This window comes from Bradyrhizobium paxllaeri (genome assembly GCF_001693515.2).
Taxonomy (GTDB): domain Bacteria; phylum Pseudomonadota; class Alphaproteobacteria; order Rhizobiales; family Xanthobacteraceae; genus Bradyrhizobium; species Bradyrhizobium paxllaeri.
In genome coordinates, this window is the sequence record NZ_CP042968.1 from 3,798,047 (window position 1) to 3,817,062 (window position 19,016).

The 19,016-nt window shown below is 63.0% G+C and carries 23 protein-coding genes; 15 read left to right on the forward strand and 8 right to left on the reverse strand.

The window, feature by feature from the left end:
* Positions 1-49 precede the first annotated feature (49 nt).
* Together LMTR21_RS18050 and LMTR21_RS18055 are read left to right on the forward strand one after the other, a co-directional pair.
* A complete protein-coding gene (locus LMTR21_RS18050; protein WP_148635979.1) occupies positions 50-1,027 on the forward strand; it encodes an SDR family oxidoreductase in 978 nt (325 codons plus the stop codon).
* 33 nt (positions 1,028-1,060) lie between these two features.
* Complete coding sequence (locus LMTR21_RS18055) at positions 1,061-1,762, forward strand: GNAT family N-acetyltransferase (RefSeq protein ID WP_065755136.1); 702 nt, start codon at positions 1,061-1,063, stop codon at positions 1,760-1,762.
* Positions 1,763-1,794: 32 nt separating this feature from the next.
* On the opposite strand, the gene LMTR21_RS18060 is transcribed toward LMTR21_RS18055, so the two are convergent.
* A complete protein-coding gene (locus LMTR21_RS18060) occupies positions 1,795-2,250 on the reverse strand; it encodes an SRPBCC family protein (RefSeq protein WP_065755135.1) in 456 nt (151 codons plus the stop codon).
* 121 nt (positions 2,251-2,371) lie between these two features.
* On the opposite strand from LMTR21_RS18060, the gene LMTR21_RS18065 reads away from it, so the two are divergent.
* From LMTR21_RS18065 to ilvD, 9 genes are all read left to right on the forward strand, one after another.
* Positions 2,372-3,457, forward strand: a complete 1,086-nt coding sequence (locus LMTR21_RS18065) for an adenylate/guanylate cyclase domain-containing protein (RefSeq protein ID WP_065755134.1) — start codon at positions 2,372-2,374, stop codon at positions 3,455-3,457.
* 26 nt (positions 3,458-3,483) lie between these two features.
* Positions 3,484-3,861 carry an ArsR/SmtB family transcription factor gene (locus LMTR21_RS18070; protein ID WP_430642563.1) on the forward strand — a complete coding sequence of 126 codons (378 nt, stop codon included), beginning with the start codon at positions 3,484-3,486 and terminating at the stop codon, positions 3,859-3,861.
* Between the two features lie 14 nt (positions 3,862-3,875).
* Positions 3,876-4,412, forward strand: coding sequence for an SRPBCC family protein (locus LMTR21_RS18075; protein ID WP_065755132.1), 537 nt, complete (start codon positions 3,876-3,878; stop codon positions 4,410-4,412).
* 55 nt (positions 4,413-4,467) lie between these two features.
* The gene (locus LMTR21_RS18080; protein ID WP_065755131.1) at positions 4,468-5,211 is read left to right on the forward strand and encodes a DUF899 domain-containing protein; all 744 of its coding nucleotides are present in this window, start codon (positions 4,468-4,470) and stop codon (positions 5,209-5,211) included.
* A gap of 339 nt (positions 5,212-5,550) precedes the next feature.
* On the forward strand, positions 5,551-8,034 hold the full coding sequence (locus tag LMTR21_RS18090) for an SNF2-related protein (RefSeq protein WP_065755130.1): 2,484 nt from the start codon (positions 5,551-5,553) through the stop codon (positions 8,032-8,034).
* A gap of 38 nt (positions 8,035-8,072) precedes the next feature.
* Positions 8,073-8,660 (forward strand): hypothetical protein, encoded by a 588-nt coding sequence (locus LMTR21_RS41585; protein WP_065755129.1) that lies wholly within the window; start codon positions 8,073-8,075, stop codon positions 8,658-8,660.
* Positions 8,661-8,865: 205 nt separating this feature from the next.
* The gene (locus LMTR21_RS18100) at positions 8,866-10,044 is read left to right on the forward strand and encodes an alpha-hydroxy acid oxidase (RefSeq protein ID WP_065755128.1); all 1,179 of its coding nucleotides are present in this window, start codon (positions 8,866-8,868) and stop codon (positions 10,042-10,044) included.
* Positions 10,045-10,129: 85 nt separating this feature from the next.
* Positions 10,130-10,480 carry a Lin0512 family protein gene (locus LMTR21_RS18105; protein ID WP_065755127.1) on the forward strand — a complete coding sequence of 117 codons (351 nt, stop codon included), beginning with the start codon at positions 10,130-10,132 and terminating at the stop codon, positions 10,478-10,480.
* A gap of 63 nt (positions 10,481-10,543) precedes the next feature.
* On the forward strand, positions 10,544-12,265 hold the full coding sequence (gene ilvD / locus LMTR21_RS18110) for a dihydroxy-acid dehydratase (RefSeq protein WP_065755126.1): 1,722 nt from the start codon (positions 10,544-10,546) through the stop codon (positions 12,263-12,265).
* Between the two features lie 30 nt (positions 12,266-12,295).
* Here the strand turns inward: ilvD and LMTR21_RS18115 are convergent, their stop codons facing one another.
* On the reverse strand, positions 12,296-12,802 hold the full coding sequence (locus LMTR21_RS18115) for a GNAT family N-acetyltransferase (protein WP_065755125.1): 507 nt from the start codon (positions 12,800-12,802) through the stop codon (positions 12,296-12,298).
* Positions 12,803-12,805: 3 nt separating this feature from the next.
* The gene (locus tag LMTR21_RS18120; RefSeq protein ID WP_065755124.1) at positions 12,806-13,108 is read right to left on the reverse strand and encodes a type II toxin-antitoxin system TacA family antitoxin; all 303 of its coding nucleotides are present in this window, start codon (positions 13,106-13,108) and stop codon (positions 12,806-12,808) included.
* 100 nt (positions 13,109-13,208) lie between these two features.
* On the opposite strand from LMTR21_RS18120, the gene LMTR21_RS18125 reads away from it, so the two are divergent.
* Positions 13,209-13,754: a 2'-5' RNA ligase family protein gene (locus LMTR21_RS18125; RefSeq protein ID WP_065755123.1), complete on the forward strand. Its 546-nt coding sequence runs from the start codon at positions 13,209-13,211 to the stop codon at positions 13,752-13,754.
* A gap of 41 nt (positions 13,755-13,795) precedes the next feature.
* Here LMTR21_RS18125 and LMTR21_RS18130 read toward each other — a convergent pair whose 3' ends face one another.
* Both LMTR21_RS18130 and LMTR21_RS18135 read right to left on the reverse strand, forming a co-directional pair.
* A complete protein-coding gene (locus tag LMTR21_RS18130; protein ID WP_065755122.1) occupies positions 13,796-14,431 on the reverse strand; it encodes an HAD hydrolase-like protein in 636 nt (211 codons plus the stop codon).
* Positions 14,432-14,452: 21 nt separating this feature from the next.
* Positions 14,453-15,319, reverse strand: coding sequence for an SDR family oxidoreductase (locus tag LMTR21_RS18135; RefSeq protein WP_065755121.1), 867 nt, complete (start codon positions 15,317-15,319; stop codon positions 14,453-14,455).
* 79 nt (positions 15,320-15,398) lie between these two features.
* Here LMTR21_RS18135 and LMTR21_RS18140 point away from each other — a divergent pair, with 79 nt between their 5' ends.
* Entirely contained in the window at positions 15,399-16,106 is a 708-nt protein-coding gene (locus LMTR21_RS18140; protein WP_065755120.1) for a glutathione S-transferase family protein, read from the forward strand.
* Here the strand turns inward: LMTR21_RS18140 and LMTR21_RS18145 are convergent.
* Positions 16,099-16,647 carry a disulfide bond formation protein B gene (locus tag LMTR21_RS18145; protein WP_065755119.1) on the reverse strand — a complete coding sequence of 183 codons (549 nt, stop codon included), beginning with the start codon at positions 16,645-16,647 and terminating at the stop codon, positions 16,099-16,101. The genes LMTR21_RS18140 and LMTR21_RS18145 overlap by 8 nt on opposite strands.
* A gap of 6 nt (positions 16,648-16,653) precedes the next feature.
* Positions 16,654-16,812 carry a DUF5993 family protein gene (locus LMTR21_RS40060; protein ID WP_187399368.1) on the reverse strand — a complete coding sequence of 53 codons (159 nt, stop codon included), beginning with the start codon at positions 16,810-16,812 and terminating at the stop codon, positions 16,654-16,656.
* Positions 16,813-16,914: 102 nt separating this feature from the next.
* Here LMTR21_RS40060 and LMTR21_RS18150 point away from each other — a divergent pair, with 102 nt between their 5' ends.
* Entirely contained in the window at positions 16,915-17,286 is a 372-nt protein-coding gene (locus LMTR21_RS18150; protein ID WP_065755118.1) for an ArsC family reductase, read from the forward strand.
* Here the strand turns inward: LMTR21_RS18150 and LMTR21_RS18155 are convergent.
* Positions 17,283-17,885, reverse strand: coding sequence for a PAS domain-containing protein (locus tag LMTR21_RS18155; protein ID WP_065755117.1), 603 nt, complete (start codon positions 17,883-17,885; stop codon positions 17,283-17,285). The genes LMTR21_RS18150 and LMTR21_RS18155 overlap by 4 nt on opposite strands.
* Before the next feature lie 374 nt (positions 17,886-18,259).
* Between LMTR21_RS18155 and LMTR21_RS18160 the strand changes: the two genes are divergently transcribed.
* The gene (locus LMTR21_RS18160; RefSeq protein WP_065755116.1) at positions 18,260-19,015 is read left to right on the forward strand and encodes an ABC transporter ATP-binding protein; all 756 of its coding nucleotides are present in this window, start codon (positions 18,260-18,262) and stop codon (positions 19,013-19,015) included.
* The last annotated feature ends 1 nt before the right edge of the window (position 19,016 follow it).

The window sequence follows — 19,016 nt, forward strand, 5'->3', positions numbered from 1 at the left end:
CGAGCGGCGCTTTGATGCGATTGCGGCGGCGCGTGTAGGGGACGGTGCAATGAATGTTGTGTCACAGGAGACTTCGCTTCGCGGACGGATCGCCGTTGTGGCAGGCGCGACGCGTGGCGCTGGCCGCGGCATCGCGGCTGCGCTCGGCGAGGCCGGCGCGACGGTGATCTGCACGGGGCGCAGCAGCGCTCGCGCCGATGCTCCGACGCGATCCGACTATGACCGGCCGGAGACGATCGAGGAGACCGCCGAACTCGTGACTAGCCTTGGCGGCAAAGGCGTCGCCATACCCGTCGACCATCTCGAACCGGCGCAGGTCGCGGCGCTGGCCGAGCGTATCCGCGCCGAGCATGGCCGCATCGACATGCTCGTCAACGATATCTGGGGCGCCGAAGTGCTGAAGGGCGGACCGCCGCAGTGGAATACGCCGATCTGGAAGCTCGACCTGCAGAAGGGCTTGCGGATTCTGCGGCTCGGCATCGAGACACATCTGGTGACCTCGCATTACCTGCTGCCGCTGCTGGTCGCGCAGCCCGGTGGTCTGCTGGTGGAAGTCACCGACGGCACGGCCGATTACAACGCAACGCATTACCGGATCTCGGTGTTTTACGATCTCGTCAAGCAGAGCGTGAACCGTCTCGCTTATTCGCAAGGCCACGAACTTGCACCGCACGGCGCGACAGCGGTGGCGATCACGCCGGGTTGGCTGCGCTCCGAAATGATGCTGCAAAATTTCGGCGTCACCGAAACGAACTGGCGGGAGGCGCTAACGGAACGGGGAGGCAGCAAGCATCAGGCGCCGCCGGATTTCGCGCTGTCGGAATCGCCGCGTTACGTCGGCCGCGCCGTGGCGGCGCTCGCCGCCGATCCCGATCGCGGCAGATGGAATCAAAAGTCAGTCAGCTCCGGCGAACTCGCGAGCCACTATGGCTTTACGGATATCGACGGCACGCGGCCCGACATCTGGCGTTACACCGCCGAGGTGAGGGAAGGCGGCAAGGTGGCGGACCCAGGTGACTATCGCTAGTTCTGATGTGCATGTGAGAATGAGGGTAGCCCGATGTCCGTTCATGACAGCTCCACCCATCCACTCGACCACCCGATCTGGACTGCGCTGACCACGACGCAACAGGCGCTGGCGGAAGGCGATGCTCGTGCGCGGCGTTTTCCGACGGCGATCACGCCATTCGCCGATATGCCCGATATGTCCACCGAGAGTTTTGCCGCGCTTGGCGCCTTGATGTCGCCGCAGGATATCGCCGTGCTGTTCACGCCCGATCCGGTGACGCTGCCTGCCGATTTCAAGATCGCTCTCGCCGATACCGGCGAACAGATGATCGGGACGATCCTTGAAACGCCGGCCAATGGCGTCGACATCGTCACCCTCGGCGTCGACGACGTTCCCGCGATGATCGAATTGACCGAACTCACCAAGCCCGGCCCGTTCAGCACGCGAACCCATGAACTCGGCACCTTCCTCGGCATCCACGTCGACGGACAACTGGTGGCGATGATCGGTGAGCGCATGAAGCCCGCTCACTATACCGAGATCACTGCGGTCTGCGTGCATCCATCCTACCGCGGCCGCGGTTACGGGCAGATGCTGCTATCCGCCATCTCCCGCCACATCGTGTCGCGCGGCGAAATTCCCTTCCTGCACGTGTTCACCCACAATCACTCGGCTATCGCGCTCTACCGGCGGCAGGGGATGGAAATCCGCCGTCGCCTGCACGTGACGGTGTTGAAGAAAGCGGATGGATAGTCCGGCGATGAATGCCTTGGTCGCTGCCATCCTCACGCGTTGCGCGTGCCGTTTGGGCCCCGGTCGGGGCCGGGATCCTGGCCGGCGGCTGCCAGCGTCAGCCTGCCGATATAGTGCGCCCAACCCTTGGCATGGCTTGCCTGATGCGTCGCGCTGGGAAGACCGCTATGGGTCATTCGCAGCAACGTGCCGCCATCGTGCTCGATCAGGTCGATCTCGATCAGGCCTGATCCCGGCGGCACCTCATCATTGCCTTCCCAGCCAAAGCTGTAGGCGAGGCGATGCACCGGCACCACCTCGCGGAAGGTGCCGCGCGCGGTGGCACTGCCCACGCCCTTCAGCAGGTACAGCCCGCCGGGATGCATCTCTGTGGTGGCCTCGCTGCCCATCCATTGCACGATCTTCTCGGGGTCCGTCAGGAAGGCGAACACGCTGGCGCGCGGCGCGGCGATCTGGGTCTCGCGCTGGACCACAAATGATTCTGGCATCGAAGACCTCGTTGCTCTCTGGCATGACGGATCGTGCAACCCGCACGAGAACATATGCCGGCGCGACGATTTACCAAGTAGCGAGGATGACAATCAATCGTTCCTGCCGGGTGGTCGGCCCATGCAACTGAGCTCGACGCTGACATGGCTGGTCGATGCGGCCAGCGCGTCGCCGGGCGCCGACCGGTTTCTGGCCGAACTCGGCACGCGCCTGATCGCGGACGGCGTGCCGCTTGCCGGCGGGGCGCTGACACTCGCCGTGCCGCATCCGATCATCGCCCGCCGCACCTGGCTATGGCGGGCCGGGAACGGCGAGGTGATCGAGGCGGTGGGATTTGCACCGGCGGGATTCGCAAGCGCGGGGCATTCATCCGGCGATGCGGGGCGGAGCTGGCTGGCGGCGCTCGCGGGCGGTGCGGTGCATGAAGACAGCGTTGGCGCAGGCGAGGGCGGGCCGCTGCTCGGATGGATCGGACCGCGCCGCTTCACCGAAGCGGAAGCGGGTCGATTGCGCGAAGCCGCCCGCTTTGCCGCGGCGCCGCTTGCCGCGCTCGCGGCGCGCGCGACGCTGTCGGCCGCGCTCGAGGCTTATCTCGGCCGGCGCAGCGCCGCGCGCGTGCTGGCGGGACCGCTGCGGCGCGAAGTCGGCGAGACCATCCGGGCCGTGTTGCTCTTTGCTGATCTGCGTAGCTTCACCGCGCTGTCTGAGGCCGAGCCTGCGGCTTCCGTCATCGAAGCGCTGGGCTCCTGGTTCGACTGCATCGCCGGTTCGGTTCACGCGTTCGGTGGCGAGGTGCTGAAATTCATCGGCGACGGCGTGCTCGCCATCTTTCCGGTCGGGGACAAGCCGCGCGATGCCTGCGACGCGGCCGTGCGCGCCGTTGCTTCCGCGAAGGCCGGCATGGCGCATCTCGACGTCGAGCGGAGAGGGCAAGGGTTGCCCTCGCTGTCGTTCGGCGTCGCGTTGCATCTTGGCGAAATTCTGTGGGGCAATGTCGGCGCTGCCGACCGGCTGGATTTCACCGCGATCGGGCCGGCGGTGAATCTGGTCAGCCGGCTCGAAGGGCTTTGCCGCCCGCTCGGCCGAACAGTTCTGATCTCAGGCGCGGTGGCTTCCGAAACCATGACGACCCTGGTTCCGATGGGAACACATGCGCTGCGCGGCATTGAAGCGCCCTGCGCCGTCTACACCGTGCCGGACAGCTAGGGCGGATCACGAAAACGTTAAACCGAATGGTTGACTGTTCGCCCCGCGCGGCTATATTAAACCACATGGTTGAACAAAATCTCGACGCCGTCTTTCATGCCCTCGCGGATCCAACGCGGCGGGCGATGCTTGGACAATTGGCTGAACGCGAACGCACGATCGGGGAACTGGCGACGCCGTTCCACATGAGCTTCGCCGGCGCCTCGAAACATGTGCGGGTGCTGGAGAATGCCGGCCTCGTGAAACGCACGGTGCGCGGCCGTACCCATCTGTGCCGCCTCGAAGCGGCCCGGCTCGCGGAAGCCGATGCGTGGCTCAGGCGTTACGAGCGTTTCTGGAGCGACAATCTCGACCGGTTGGAAGCGCTGTTGCGCGCAGAAGACGCGGCGAAGGGCAGGAAGTGAAGGAGTGTGGAGCGATGAATTCAACGACGAAGCCCGAAGCCTATGGCGAATTGCCCGAGCCAAGAACGCTGAAAATCCAGCGGCTGTTGCCGGGGCCGATCGAACGCATCTGGGCTTATCTCACCGACAGCGAACTGCGCCGCAAATGGCTGGCCGCAGGCGATATGGATGCGAAGGTCGGCGCGCCCCTCGAACTCGTCTGGCGCAACGACGAATTGACAAACCCGCCCGGCGAGCGCCCGGCCGGCTTCGGCGGTGGCGAGCATCGCATGCAGAGCCGGATCACCGAATTCGATCCGCCGCGAAAATTGTCGATCACCTGGAACAGCACCGGTGATGTCACGTTCGAACTGGAGCCGAAAGGCAAGGGCGTTCTGCTCACGATCGTGCATCGGCGCTTTCCCGACCGCGCCACGCTGCTCAAGCACATGGCCGGCTGGCACATGCATCTCGATGTCCTGGTTGCCCGCACAAGCGGCGAAGAGCCGGCGCCGTTCTGGGATGGCTGGAGCGGCCTGATGAAGGAATACGACGCCCGTCTGCCGGCCTGATGCTGCAAATCGATCGACTCAAGCAACAAGCATCACGACAAACAGGAGATTAGCCATGCAGATTCACACCGTTTCGGCGCAGGAATGGGAAGCGGCACGCCAGCAATTGCTCGCGAAGGAAAAAGAGGTGACCCACGCCCGTGACGCGCTCGCCGCCGAGCGCCGGCGGATGCCGTGGCTGGCGGTCGAGAAGGAGTACAAGTTCGACGGCCCCAACGGCAAGGCGAGCTTGCGCGACCTGTTCGAGGGCCGACATCAACTGATCGTCTATCGCGCCTTCTACGAACCCGGCGTGTTCGGCTGGCCGGACCATGCCTGCCGCGGCTGCTCGATGGTGGCCGACCAGGTCGCGCACCTCGCCCATCTCAACGCCCGTGATACGACGCTGGTGTTTGCCTCGCGCGCGTCGCAGGCGGACATCGCGCGGCTGAAGAAGCAAATGGGATGGGAGATGATCCCCTGGGTCACCGTTACCGACAGCTTCGATGCCGATTTCGGCGTGGACGAGTGGCACGGTACCAATGTGTTCTTCCACAACGGCGACAGGATCTACCGCACCTACTTCATCAACAATCGCGGCGACGAGCAGATGGGAGGCACCTGGAACTACCTCGACATCACGCCGCTCGGCCGCCAGGAGGTGTGGGAGGATTCGCCGGAAGGCTATCCGCAGACGCCGACCTACAAATGGTGGAATTGGCACGACAGCTACGTTGAGGGCGCTGCGCCCGACAAGAGGTGGGTCGAGGTGTCGGACGCCGGCGAGGCCGCATTCCGCAACAAGCAGGCGGGGTCATGAGCCAGACTTGCGCCGATGGCAGTAGCGGCGTGATCCATTGGAGCGCCGCAGCGCTCAAGTCAGCCAACGGGCTGTATCTCGCGGCCGCGCCGACGTTTGCGATGATGGCGTTGCTTACGGCTGTTGCTGGCCGTGGCCCACTGGATGGCCTTTGTTCGGCCGCAAACGCCTCGTCGGTGGGCGGGATGATCCCGATGTACATGCTGATGAGCGTCTTTCATTTGGCGCCGTGGCTGAAGCTGATCGCCACAGGTGTGGGAAAGTCACGGGCGAATGCAATTCGCGATGCAAGGGATGGTAGTCTGGCGCGTGCAGTCTTGCAGAACGGAACGTGCCTTGATGAAACCCGAACGCCGAAACCCGAACGCCGCCGCCCGTTCGAAGAAGGAACCCAAGCTGTCGCGAACCCATGCGCCCGCCGATCTTTCGCCGGTGGAGTGGCAACGTAGCCTGCGCCGCCAATTCGGTCGCGAGCAGGCTTTCGGGCTTGAAAATCTGGGCAGCGAACCGTTTTTCTCCGAATTCCGGGTCAGTAATCCCGCTTCGAAGTCCAGCTACCGCGTCGCGATCCGGGGTCTCGGGCCAGGCGGCAATTTCTGTTCCTGCCCCGATTATTCCACCAGCGAGTTGGGTACTTGCAAGCACCTCGAATTTACGCTCGCCAGACTGCAGAAAAGGCGCGGCGCCAAAACGGCGTTTGCGCGCGGATACCAGCCGGCGTTCTCCGAGTTGTATTTGCGCAGCGATGGCAAGCGCAGCGTGCATTTCCGCGCCGGAACCGATTGTCCGCCGTCGGTGCGCAAGGCTGCCGCCGGATTGTTCGACGCCGACCGCGATGGGATGTTGCCGGACGGCCGGCTCGACGAGTTGGAGCCATTCATGGCCACGGTGTCGAAGTCCGGTCACGAACTGCGCGCCTATGACGATGCGCTCGATTTCGTTGCTGGACGGCGCGACGCGGACCGGCGAGCCGCAAAGCTCACGCAGTTGTTTCCGCGCGGCGCCGCGGCCCCCAAACTGCGGGCGCTGTTGAAGGTGCCGCTCTATGCCTATCAAGCGGAGGGCGCGCTGTTCGCGGTGCGCGCCGGACGGGCGCTGATTGGCGATGACATGGGGCTTGGCAAGACCATCCAGGCCATTGCCGCGATGGAAATACTGGCGCGGCATTTCGGCGTGTCCAAAGTGTTGGTGATCTGCCCGACTTCACTGAAATACCAATGGCAAAGCGAGATCGCGCGCTTCACGGGACGGAAGGGAAAAAATGCCGCGCGTGTCATCGGTGGCGGCCGGGCGCAGCGGCAGAAGGACTACGCGCTCGATGATTTCTGCAAGATCACGAACTACGAAAAGCTCCAGCCGGATTTCGATTTGATCGCCGCATGGGCGCCCGAACTCGTCATCGTCGACGAAGCCCAGCGGGTGAAAAACTGGAATACCATCGCCGCACGCGCCCTTAAGCGCATCGACAGCACGCACGCGATCGTGCTCACGGGCACGCCGCTGGAAAACAAGCTGGAAGAGCTGATTTCCATCGTGCAGTTCGTCGACCAGCACCGGCTGGGGCCGACCTGGAAGCTCTTGCACGAGCATCAGGTCAAGGACGAAGCCGGGCGCGTTACCGGCTATACCGGGCTGGAGAAGATCGGCCAGACGCTGGCGCCGGTCATGATCCGCCGGCGCAAATCCGAGGTGCTTCGGCAACTGCCGAGCCGGACCGACCAGAACCTGCTGGTCCCGATGACCGAGATGCAAACGACCTATCACCGGGAAAATGCCGACGAGGTCGCGAAAATCGTCCGGCGCTGGCGCAGGAGCGGATTTCTGTCGGACACGGATCAGCGGCGGCTGATGATTGCTTTGCAGAACATGCGCATGTCGTGCAACAGCACGTATCTGCTGGACCAGGAAACTGACCACGGCGTCAAGGCTGACGAATTGGCGGCGCTGTTCGACGAGTTGTTCGTCGATCCGGAAGCCAAGGCGGTGGTGTTTTCGCAGTGGACGCGGACCCACGACATCGTCATTCGTCGTCTCGAAGCGAGGGGGCTGGGCTATGTGAGTTTCCACGGCGGCGTGCCGTCGGAAAAGCGGCCGGCGTTGGTGGAGCGGTTTCGCGACGATCCCAACTGCCGTGTGTTCCTGTCCACCGATGCTGGCTCGACAGGTCTCAACCTGCAGCACGCATCGACCTTGGTGAACATGGACCTGCCCTGGAACCCGGCGGTTCTCGAACAACGCATCGCGCGCATTCATCGCCTCGGCCAGGTGCGGCCGGTGCTGGTCGTCAATTTCGTGGCAAAGGGCACTATCGAGGAGGGCATGCTCTCGGTACTGGCGTTCAAGCGCTCCCTGTCGGCAGGAATTCTCGATGGCGGCAGCAGCGAGATTTCGCTTGGCGGTTCGCGTCTCAACCGCTTCATGAAGGAGGTGGAAAACGTCACGGGGAACATGGGCGAGGGCGAGGCGGTGACACCGGCCGAGGAGGTTGCGAATATCGCCGTGGCCACCGAATCCGTCCATGCCGGGAGTGTGGATGCAGGCGGTGGTGCTGGCGAAATCGCGGTGGCGCGGATGGGGGCGGGAGTGCCGCCACACGGCGTCGGTCCGGATCCGTGGCAGGCGCTGGTGCAGATCGGTGCGCAGTTCATTACCGCCATGGCGGCTGCCGGCGATCCCCACGCACCGGCACACCCATGGGTCGAGCGCGATTCCGCCACCGGCATGCCGAGCCTCAAAATGCCGCTGCCGACCGGCGAGACTGCGCGGCAACTTGCCGATGCCCTCTCTACGATCGCCGATGGCTTGCGGAGCAGGACTGCTTGATCGGATCCGCAATTTCATGAAGCTTCTGGGGTAAGAAAATGCGGCGCTCCGAAATCGAGGAACAGGACCGCTATCTTCTGGAGCGCCAGCGTCAGTTTCGCGTGGCGGCAGATGTCGTCACGGAGGCGTGGATGGCGTTTCCAGAGGTCGAGGCGATCGCCGTGATAGGCTCGGTCGCCAAGCCGCTGTGGAAGGAGATTCCGCGGTTCAGGGAGTTTCGTCGCGAGCGCATCGAAGTCTGGCATGAATGCGGCGATCTCGATCTGGCGCTCTGGATCGATCGGCAACACCGCCTCGGGGAAATCCGCCGGGCGGCCGGTCGAGCCTTGAGCAAGGCATATGAATCGGGTCTCGGCATCAGCATTGTCGGCCACCAACTGGATGTCTTTCTGTTCGAACCGGTGAGCGACAGGTATCTTGGCCGGCTCTGTTCGTTCAGCCGTTGTCCGAAGGGAAAACGCGATTGCCTCGTTCCCGACTGCGGCGCGATTCCATTCAACAAAGTCATCGCTGACTTCGTACCTCATGCCGATCTCCTAGCGCCCGCTCAGCATGGGATGCTCTACCGGCGAGGCAGCGGGCGACTGCAGTCCGCGCTCGGCCTGCCCGCTGTTGAAGCGGGTTAGGGGGCTTGGCGATTGGCCACCGGCGGTGGCTCGCGCGATCGACGCCGATGTCTCGCTATCCGCAACTTCCTGCCCCTCATCACCGGGCGCGGGAGCAAGATGCCCTGACTATATGATAAGCAGAGCGCAGGATTGCGACTCCATCCAGAACGACAACAGAGCGCTCCACGGCACGCGTGCTTTGCATTACCAACCGAGAAATGAGATGCGTTTGAAAAACTGCCACAACTTCCACGATTTTCGCCGAATGGCCAAGCAGCGCCTTCCCGGACCGATTTTCAACTATATCGACGGTGCCGCCGACGACGAAGTCACGTATCGCCGCAATACGCGAGCCTTCGAAGATTGCGACCTGGTGCCGAACGTGCTGCGCGGCGTCAGCGATGTGGACATGTCGGTCACGATCATGGGGCAGCAGCTGGCCATGCCGGTCTATTGCTCGCCGACGGCGCTGCAGCGGTTGTTCCATCCGCAAGGCGAGCGCGCGGTGGCGGCGGCCGCCGGCAAATACGGCACCATGTTCGGCGTTTCCTCGCTCGGCACCGTGAGCCTCGAAGAAGCGCGCAGGATCAGCGGCGCTCCGCAGGTCTATCAGTTCTATTTCCACAGGGATCGCGGCTTGAACCGCGAGATGATGAATCGCGCCAAGCAGGCCGGCGTGGAGGTCATGATGCTGACCGTCGACAGCATCACCGGCGGCAACCGGGAGCGCGACAAGCGCACCGGCTTCGCCATCCCGTTCAAGCTCACTCTGGCCGGCATGGCGCAGTTCGCGATCAAGCCGGCCTGGGCGATCAACTATTTCACGCATGAAAGCTTCAAGCTGCCGCAGTTGGACACCCATGTCGACATGGGGAGCGGTACCATGTCCATCAGCCGCTACTTCACCGAGATGCTCGATCCCGCGATGAATTGGGATGACGTGGCCGAGATGGTGCAGCACTGGGGTGGGCAGTTCTGCCTCAAGGGCGTGATGTCGGCAGCAGACGCCAGACGCGCGGTGGAGATCGGCTGCACGGGGATCGTGCTTTCCAATCACGGCGGTCGGCAGCTTGACGGTTCGCGCAGCGCCTTTGACCAACTGGCCGAGATTGTCGATGCGGTGGGCGACAGGATCGATGTCATCATGGACGGCGGCGTGCAGCGCGGCACCCACGTGCTCAAGGCACTATCGCTGGGAGCCAAGGCAGTAGGCCTTGGCCGCTACTATCTCTTTCCGTTGGCTGCTGCCGGGCAGGCGGGCGTGGAACGCGCGCTCGAGCAGATGCGGATCGAGATCGAACGCGGCATGAAGCTGATGGGCGTTACATCTGTCGATCAGCTGTCGTGCGAAAACCTGCGCTTCCATGCTGCCAGCTTCACTTCTTCGCGCCAGTCGTCGTAGTATCGATGGGCCGGCGCCTCGCTGGCCGCTCGCGCGAATTGCGGACGGCTGATATCTCTTAACTCAAACGATCGAAGGAAACCTGATGGCACGCGTGCGCTGTATCACCGAGATGGGCATGGGCGTCGACGTTCACGGGCGCGACGCCACCAAGGCCGCCAAGCGCGCCGTCTCGGACGCCATCCGCCATTCCAGCCTCGGCTTCTTCCGCATGCTGGGCAAGACCGCCAATGACATGTTCGTCGACGTCACGATCGCCGTGCCGAATCCGGAGGGGGTTGATACCGCGGCCGTGGCAAAAGAGCTGCCGTACGGCACCGTGAAAGTGACAGCGGTCGCTGGTGGGTTGGAAATTCCGTCCGAGAGCGGTAACGACCCCATTCTGATAGCCAACGCCGCCGTGATCGTCAGCTTCGACGACGGCAAGACGGCCTAACCTCACTCCCAAACAGGCGGAACGCTGGCATCGGCGATCCAATCAGAAGACCTGGAGCACCTCATGACGACGCAGGACAGCAGCACCTATTGGAAGCGGTCGCGGGTCGAACTGCGCGCCGCCGGTTTCGATCCGGATCGCGCCGCGGAGACCAGCGCGGTGGTGACCATCGCCAGCGCTTGGACCAATGCCCATCGCTGCAACAACCGCGTTCGCACGATCGCGGATTTCCTGGTGGAAATCCTGGCCGAGCGCGGCGGGCAGGGATTGGTCGTCGGGGCGCCGGCGGTGTCTGACGCGTTGACGCAGGGCACGCCGACGGCGGGCTACAGCCTCGCGTCGCGCGACGTCGTCGCCGACTGTTTCGAGATCGGCCATTATGCCCATCATGGCGACGCCATGATCGTGATCTCCGGCTGCGACAAGACCGGGGCTGCCGCGCTGATGCCGCTGGCGCGCACCAATGCCTTCGGGCTCGTGCTCTATCCCGGCACCAGCACGCCCGGCCGCGTGTCGTTCGGGGCGTGGGCGGGCAAGGGCAACAATCTGACCATCATGGATTACGCCGAGGCCCGCGCCGCCAACGAGTCCGGGCGCCTCTCCGGCGAGGAGCTATTGGAAGTCGAGCGCAATGTGATGCCCGGCAGCGGCACCTGCGGCGCGATGTTCACGGCCAACACCATGAGCACGATTGCGGAATCGATCGGCATGATGCTGCCGCGCGGTGCCTCGCATCCTGCCGATTACAACGCCGGCAGCGACATCCACGCCGATGTCCGCGCCCAGGCGCGCGCCTCCGTCGATGCGCTCTATAGGCTGATGCAGGCCGGCATCCGGCCGCGCGACATCATGACCGAGCGTGCGTTCGAAAATGCCATCACGACCATCTATGCGATGGGCGGTTCGACCAACATGTATCTGCATCTGCTGGCGGTTGCGCGTGAGGCCCAGGTGCCGATCACGATCGAACGCATCCAGGCAGTTGGCGAGCGCGTCCCGCTATTGGCCAATCTGCAGCCGCACGGTCCATTCGCGATGGGCAGCCTGCATGCAATCGGCGGCGTGCCGGTCGTGATGAAGGAATTGCTGCGCGCCGGCTTCCTGCATGGCGATGTCATGACGGTGACGGGCAAGACGTTGGCAGAAAATCTCGCCGATGTTCCGACATTGGAGCAGCTGCCGCCGCAGGAGATCGTTTCCCCGGTGTCGAAACCGGTCGCGCCGGCCAACAATCACATCAGCGTTCTCAAGGGCAATCTGGCGCCGGAGAGCTGCCTGCTCAAACTCTCGGGCAAGACGCTTGAGAAGGGGCAGTTTCGCGGCACCGCCCGCGTATTCGAGTCCGAAGCCGATACGATGGCCGCGATCCGTGCCGGCGAGATTGTCGCTGGCAACGTGATCGTGGTGCGCAATGTCGGTCCGGTCGGCGGACCCGGCATGCCCGAGATGGTGATGCTGACCATCCAGTTGCAGGGGCGGGGCCTCGGCGAGGACGTCGCCCTGATCACCGACGGTCGCTTCTCCGGCGTCTCGCATGGCATCCTGATCGGTCACATCTCGCCGGAAGCCGCGCGCGGCGGCCCGATTGCGGCGGTGCGCGATGGCGACACCATCGTGATCGATCCAGGCGCACGTACCCTTAGTCTCGAGGTGCCGGCGGAAGAGATCGCCCGCCGCATGGCCGACTGGCGCGCGCCGGCATCGGTGGCGCAGGTGCGACCCGGCTCGGTGCACGACAAATACATCCGGCTCGTATCGTCGGCGCATTACGGGTGTGTGTTGTAAGTATGGGCTATGCGTTTGCGACATCTGCATTCAGTCGCGCGACATGATCGATGCAGCAATATCGGTGATAGACCTGAGGAGGATCAGCGGATCATCTTTCGAAGGAATAAAGCCGCGTCGCCTCCAAAAAGCCGCCGCCTCGATATCGACGGCATTGACGATGAGCGCGCGGCCGCCAATCAGGCTGGCTGCAGTTACACAGCGTTGCAGCGCATGCTTAAGCAGTCCTGTGCCAATTCCCATTCCGCTATGGTTCTGATCTGCGGCAAGCTGCCCCAACAACAGGCAAGGAACTGGATCTGGCGGCTGGCCTGTACGAATCGATCGCGGCAACGTTGCGGGAAGAATCGCCGTAGGCGCGAGGCCGTAGTATCCAAGGACACGGTTGGCCTCATGAACGACCATGACGGCCGTAAAGCCCTTCCCTTGATTGGACAGCGCCCGCGTTTTCAGCCATCGGTCCAGCGACGGCTTCCCGCAGGAAAACTCGGAAACGTCATGAACAGCCGTCAATGGTTCCGGCTCGGAAATGGCCACCCGTCACTTCTCGGCTTTTGGGTTCCTGGATTCCCACGGAGCGGCCCGTTGAAATAGTTCGACCATTTCGGGCACCGGGCGCGCGGGCTTCGAAAGAACCTCGACAAAGGCCTTGAAGCCGGCCGGGCTCATCCGGATGGGTGCCGTTTCCATCAGAACATCCTCCGCCGCTCGCACTGCTGCATCACGTACGAAATCCGTACGCGAACGGCCGCGCAAGGCTGCCGCACGATCGATGATGGCTATGTCAGTTTCGGGCAGCCGCATCGATAGCGGGTGCTCTTTTCGCTTTATGACGCGTGGCATTTTGGAACCTCCAACAAAGATTTCGTACCCGGATGTAGTGTATTTTACAATACAGAAATTTCGATTGCGCGCCGGCTTCGTTCATGATCTGTTCTAGTCGATGATGGACAAGTTTACAAGCCGTAGTAGTGCCCGCTTATTCCTCGCGGCCGTTCCCGACGCGGGGACGGCAGAGCGGATTCACCAATTGGCTTGCGTGCTCAAGCGAGCGCATCAGTTTGACGGCAAGCTCATTGCGCCCGGGCGGCTGCACATTTCGCTGTTCGCTCTCAGCGGGTTGCCTGAAGGTCAGTTTTGCGCCGCTTGGGAGGCGGCCATGGATGTGCGAACCCAGCCGTTCGAGGTCTCTTTCGATCGCACGGCAAGCTTTCGGGGGCGACCGGGCAATCGTCCGTTCGTCCTGATCGGAGAGAATGGATTGCGCCATTTGCAGTCGTTTCGTCAAACGATCGGCGCCGCGATGACACGAAGAGGGTTGAGGAGGCTGGCCAATACGAATTTTACGCCACATGTCACGCTGCTGTATGACGCGCGTGGCGCAGATGAGTATCCAGTCGAACCGATTGGCTGGACGGTTAGCGAGTTCGTACTCATCCGCAGCTTGAACGGCCACGAACACCTCGTACGATGGCCTTTGTGGGTGTGACAGGTAACAGGCGGAGTTATCAAGCGGACATTCGCGAAGTGTTATTTCTTTATAGTGAGCCGCTGCATCATCTCCTCGATCGAATTGAACAGATGCGTCGGCCCTGCGGCCTGCAGCGCAATTGGCAGCGCATACCCCCAGGCCACCGCCCCCGAATCCATCCCGGCTGCCTTCGCGGCTTCGATGTCGCGGATCTCGTCGCCGATGCAGATAGTCTCCGAAGGTTTCACGCCGAGCTTGCGCGCGACACGCCGGAATTTCCAGTGCTTGCCGAACAGCGCGGCGCCGCAATCGAAGCGGGTGATCAGGCTCGTGGCGGGACCGAGCCCCTGCCGGACGGATGCTTCGCTATCGGAGCTGACGATGGCAGTTTTGATCCCGACGCGCTGCAGGTCGGTCAGCAAGGCCGGGACGCCATTGAACAGCGATATTTCGCTCGCCGCGGCCAGTTTGCGCTTTCGCATGTCGTTGACGATGGCCGGCAGTTGCCACGTGGATACGTTAAGCCGCGCCATGAGTTCGCGGGCGGTCAGGCCGCGCAATCCCTCCATTTCCTCGTCGGGAACGGGCGTGAGGTTGAAGCGCGCGACCATGTCGTGAAACGACGCTCGAAACCATGGAAGCGAGTCGGCAAGCGTGCCGTCAAAGTCGAAGATGGCGAGGCGATAGCGTGTCATGGGAAATCGGCTTTCGGCGCGTTATTCGTCGCCGCCGAAATAGGCCGGCTTTCCGGTGGTCCAGGTTTCGCCCCAGAGCTGGCCGCCGCCATCGACCGTGAGCGTTTCACCGGTGACGAATTTGGCCGAAGGTCCCGCGAGGAAGGCGGTGGCTTCGGCGACTTCCCAGGGTGAGCCGACCCGCATCATCGGATTCGAGCGCGGGTAGGCGGCGCGGGCCTCCGGCGCGTAGACACTCCAGCCCTCGGTCTCGATTGCGCCGGGCGCCACGCAGTTGACCCGAATGTTCAGCGGCGCCCATTCGACCGCGACGGCGCGCGACAATCCGATCACGCCGCTGCGCGCCGCAATGGTGTGCGCGATGCCGTAGAGGCCATGCGTCGTCACCACCACGATGTTGACGATGCTGCCGGGATGCTTGTGATCGCGCCAGCGCTGCGCGGCGGCCTGCATCATGTACCAGGTGCCGTTCAGATTGGTGTTGATGACGGCGTTCCAGCCTTTCACGGAAAAATCGATCGCAGCTTGCGGAAATTGTCCGCCGGCGCTGTTGACCAGGCTATCGACGCGGCCCTGCGCAGCCCAGATCGTGTCGAAGAGAGCGCTGACCGCATCGGGCTGCCTGATGTCAGCGACATGCGCGGAGGCCTTGAGGCTGCGGTCCGCCAGTTGGGCCACCAGCGCATCGAGCTTGCCGCCGTCGCGCCCCACCACGGCGACATGCGCGCCGAGCCGCGCGAACAGCCAGGCGATCGCGCGGCCAATGCCGCCGGCACCGCCCGTCACGATGACGACCTGATCCTTCAGCGCGTCGCTTGCGAAGACGGTCGGATGAACCGCGAGCTCCGCGTCGGTCAGGCCAAGCTTTGGTGGTGGGTGGTCGGTCATGGATCGGCGCGGGCCTTGTTATATGCGGCATCAGCCGTACATTAACCCCGCACCGGAAACCAAGCAAAAGAGCCAGTTGATGCCCGATCTCTCCCTTTTCCCAATCACCAAACGCTGGCCCGCCAAACACCCCGATCGTCTTCAGCTCTACTCGTTGCCGACACCGAATGGCGTCAAGGTCTCGATCATGCTCGAGGAGATCGGCTTGCCCTATGAGGTGCATCTGGTCGATTTCGGCAAGGACGACCAGAAGACGCCGGAATTTTTGTCGCTGAATCCAAACGGCAAGATCCCGGCGATCCTCGATCCCAACGGGCCTGGCGGCAAGCCGTTGCCGTTATTCGAGTCCGGGGCGATCCTGCAATATCTTGCTGACAAGACCGGCAAGCTGCTGCCTGATGATCCGGCGCGGCGATACCAGGCCATTCAGTGGTTGCACTTCCAGATGGGCGGCATCGGGCCGATGTTCGGGCAGGTCGGCTTCTTCCACAAATTCGCCGGCAAGGAATATGAGGACAAGCGGCCGCTCGAACGCTACGTGACCGAATCGAAACGCCTGCTCGATGTGGTGGAGACGCGACTTGCCGGTCGGCAATGGATCATGGACGACGAATACACCATCGCCGATATTTCCATGCTGGGCTGGGTGCGCAACCTGATCGGATTCTACGGGGCGCGCGATCTCGTCGCGTTCGATACGCTGAAGCAGGTGCCGGCATGGCTGGAGCGCGGGCTCGCCCGTCCGGCGGTGCAGCGCGGGCTCGAGATACCGAAACGGCCTACTTGAGCAGTTCGTAAATGACGGGGTTGTCGGCGCAGGGGCCGAAGCCGCATTCGAGCAGCGTCGTTACCACGTTCGCGGCCGTCAGCGCGATCACGAGCCACACCGCGATCTGGGCGAACGGACCGCCGGTGGGCGGCAGCGCGGCGCCATCGTCTTCGAACTGACGGTCGAACAGCATGACGACGGCGATCAGGATGATCGCGGCAATGAAGCCGATCAGCGCCCAGGTGTAATAGTGGTAGCCCAGCAATGCCGAGCCATAGCCGGCGTCGCCGGGCAGGATGTGGAGCAGCACTTGCCGGGTCGATGCAACGGCACCCGCGACCGCCGCCAGCAGCGACATCGCATAGTGGCTGGGGCGGGGGCCGAAACGGATATTGAGGATCGGGCCGACGGCGAGCGCCGCGAACAGGATTCGCTGCAGCAGGCAGAGCGGGCAGGGCAGCTCATTCAGGATGAACTGCGCCGCGAAGGCCGCCGCCAGCACCAGCGCCACGGCATAGAGGCTGAGTGCATTCAGCGTGATGGCGCGCGTCTGGGTCATGCGTCCTCAGAACGACAGTTTCAGCGTGTCGGTCGCGTGGTGGAGATAGGTGGCAACGCACGCTACAAGGACAGCTGCGAACAGGCCCAGCGCCAGCGGGCGCTGACCGCACCAGGCGACCAGCATCACGATGGCCGCGGCCAGAAACAATATGGTGAATTCCATCGGCGGGTCCCGGCAGAGATGCGTCAGTCTATGATAGATTCGCCGATCTGCTCACCTCTAATCGGTCCAACGGACCAATAACCGCCATTCCGGAATGCGAAAATGCCCATCACCATCTACGGCATCAAGAACTGCGACACCATGAAGAAGGCGCGCGCCTGGCTCGACGATCAGGGCGTGGCTTACGACTTTCACGACTACAAGCTTGCCGGCATCGCCAAGGACAAGCTCAAGCAATGGTCCGACGACATCGGCTGGGAAACGCTGCTCAACCGCGCCGGCACGACGTTCAAGAAGCTGCCGGAGAGCGACAAGGAAGGCCTGAACGAGCGCAAGGCGCTGGCGCTGATGCTGGCGCAGCCTTCGATGATCAAGCGTCCGGTGCTTGATCTCGGCGGCAAATTGCTGGTCGGGTTCAAGCCGGATATCTACGCCAAGGAAGTGGCGGCGAAGTCGCGCGGACGGAAGGCCTAATCGAATTCGAGCACGTCGCCGGACGGAATACGGCCGGGCGCGCGATGAAAGAGATCGCGGTCGATGATGGTGCGCAGCGTCGGCACCGGCAGCTTGTCATTTCCGCGAATGAGGTTCTTGATCTCGAAGCCACCGTCTTCGCTGATGGTCTTCAGCGAAGCAATGATATGGGTGACGTTATCCTTGTCGGCGAATGGCAGCAGCAGCCGCTCATAGGCGACGACACGCCCGTAGATATCGTTCATGTCAGCGATGGTGTAGGCCGGAAGGCGGCGGGCGATGCATTTATAATAAACCGGCATCACGATCGGAGCGAGCCTTGCGCCGAGATACTCGTCGAGATAGCGCCCCTTGCCGGTATTTCCATAGGCCGTCGACATCCGCGTGCCGTCGCTCTGGATGGTCAGGCGCGGCGGCTGTACCTGGGCATCTACGGTATAGAATACCAAGTCCGGAAGTTCGTCCTCGATGCGCGCGGGCTGGTATTCAGACATCCGCGGGATCGACTGGTTGCGGGCGTATAGTCGCAGCCAGGTGTTGAGCAGGTCGCGCTGTTTGATCGATTTGACGACAGACGGTTGGGCGCTCTCAAATTCCAAGGCGGCAATTCCTTGCTGTCTAAATCGCGGGATAATGCAATTGCGGCGGAAATATTCTGTGAAAGCGGCTGATTGCAGCAGAACACCGTTAATGATGGCTTGCCGGGACGAAGATTACGCTTGAACGCCGGTGGCGCGGCGGGCCGAGCTCGGCGGGCGGCGCATTCGACTTATGGCGCATCCGGAACCAGGCCTCCGGGCTTTTCCACGTGACAGCTTTCCACCTTGCCTAATCCATCGCGTTGACGGCATATTCCGCCCGGAGGCGGCGGGCTCGGTACGTTTTCCAAGGACGTCCAGGAGTGCCCGCCCGAACAGGGAAAAAATGGCCGCGCGCGAGCGACCTCGCAGAGACGGTGCATGGGGGAATTTGTTTGGCTGATGAGTTTATTCTCGAAACCCACGGATTGACCAAGGAATTCGCGGGTTTCTTCGCCGTTCGCGATGTGGCCCTCAAGGTGCGCCGCGGCAGCATTCATGCGCTGATCGGGCCGAATGGCGCCGGCAAGACGACGTGCTTCAACCTGCTGACCAAGTTCTTGAAGCCGTCGGCAGGCCAGATCCTGTACAAGGGACAGGACATCACCGCGATGGCGCCCGCCGACGTGGCTCGCCTCGGGCTGGTGCGGTCGTTCCAGATTTCAGCCGTGTTCCCGCATCTGACGGCGCTGGAGAATGTCCGCGTCGCGCTCCAGCGCCAGCATGGATCTTCGTTCGATTTCTGGCGGTCCAAGAGCGTGCTGGATCGCTTCAACGGCCGGGCGATCGAGCTCCTGAACGACGTCGGCTTGAGCGAGTTCGCCAATACGCCGGCGGTCGAGATGCCCTATGGACGCAAGCGTGCGCTCGAGATCGCGACGACGCTGGCGCTCGATCCGGAAATGATGCTGCTCGACGAGCCGATGGCCGGCATGGGCCACGAAGACATCGACAAGATCGCCGCGCTGATCAAGCGCATCTCGGCAAGGCACACCATCCTGATGGTCGAACACAATCTCTCCGTGGTGGCGAATTTGTCCGACATCATCACGGTGCTGACGCGCGGACAGGTGCTGGCGCAAGGCAATTACGCCGAGCTCTCAAGGGACGAGCGGGTCAAGGAAGCCTATCTGGGAGCCGGTCATGCCTGAT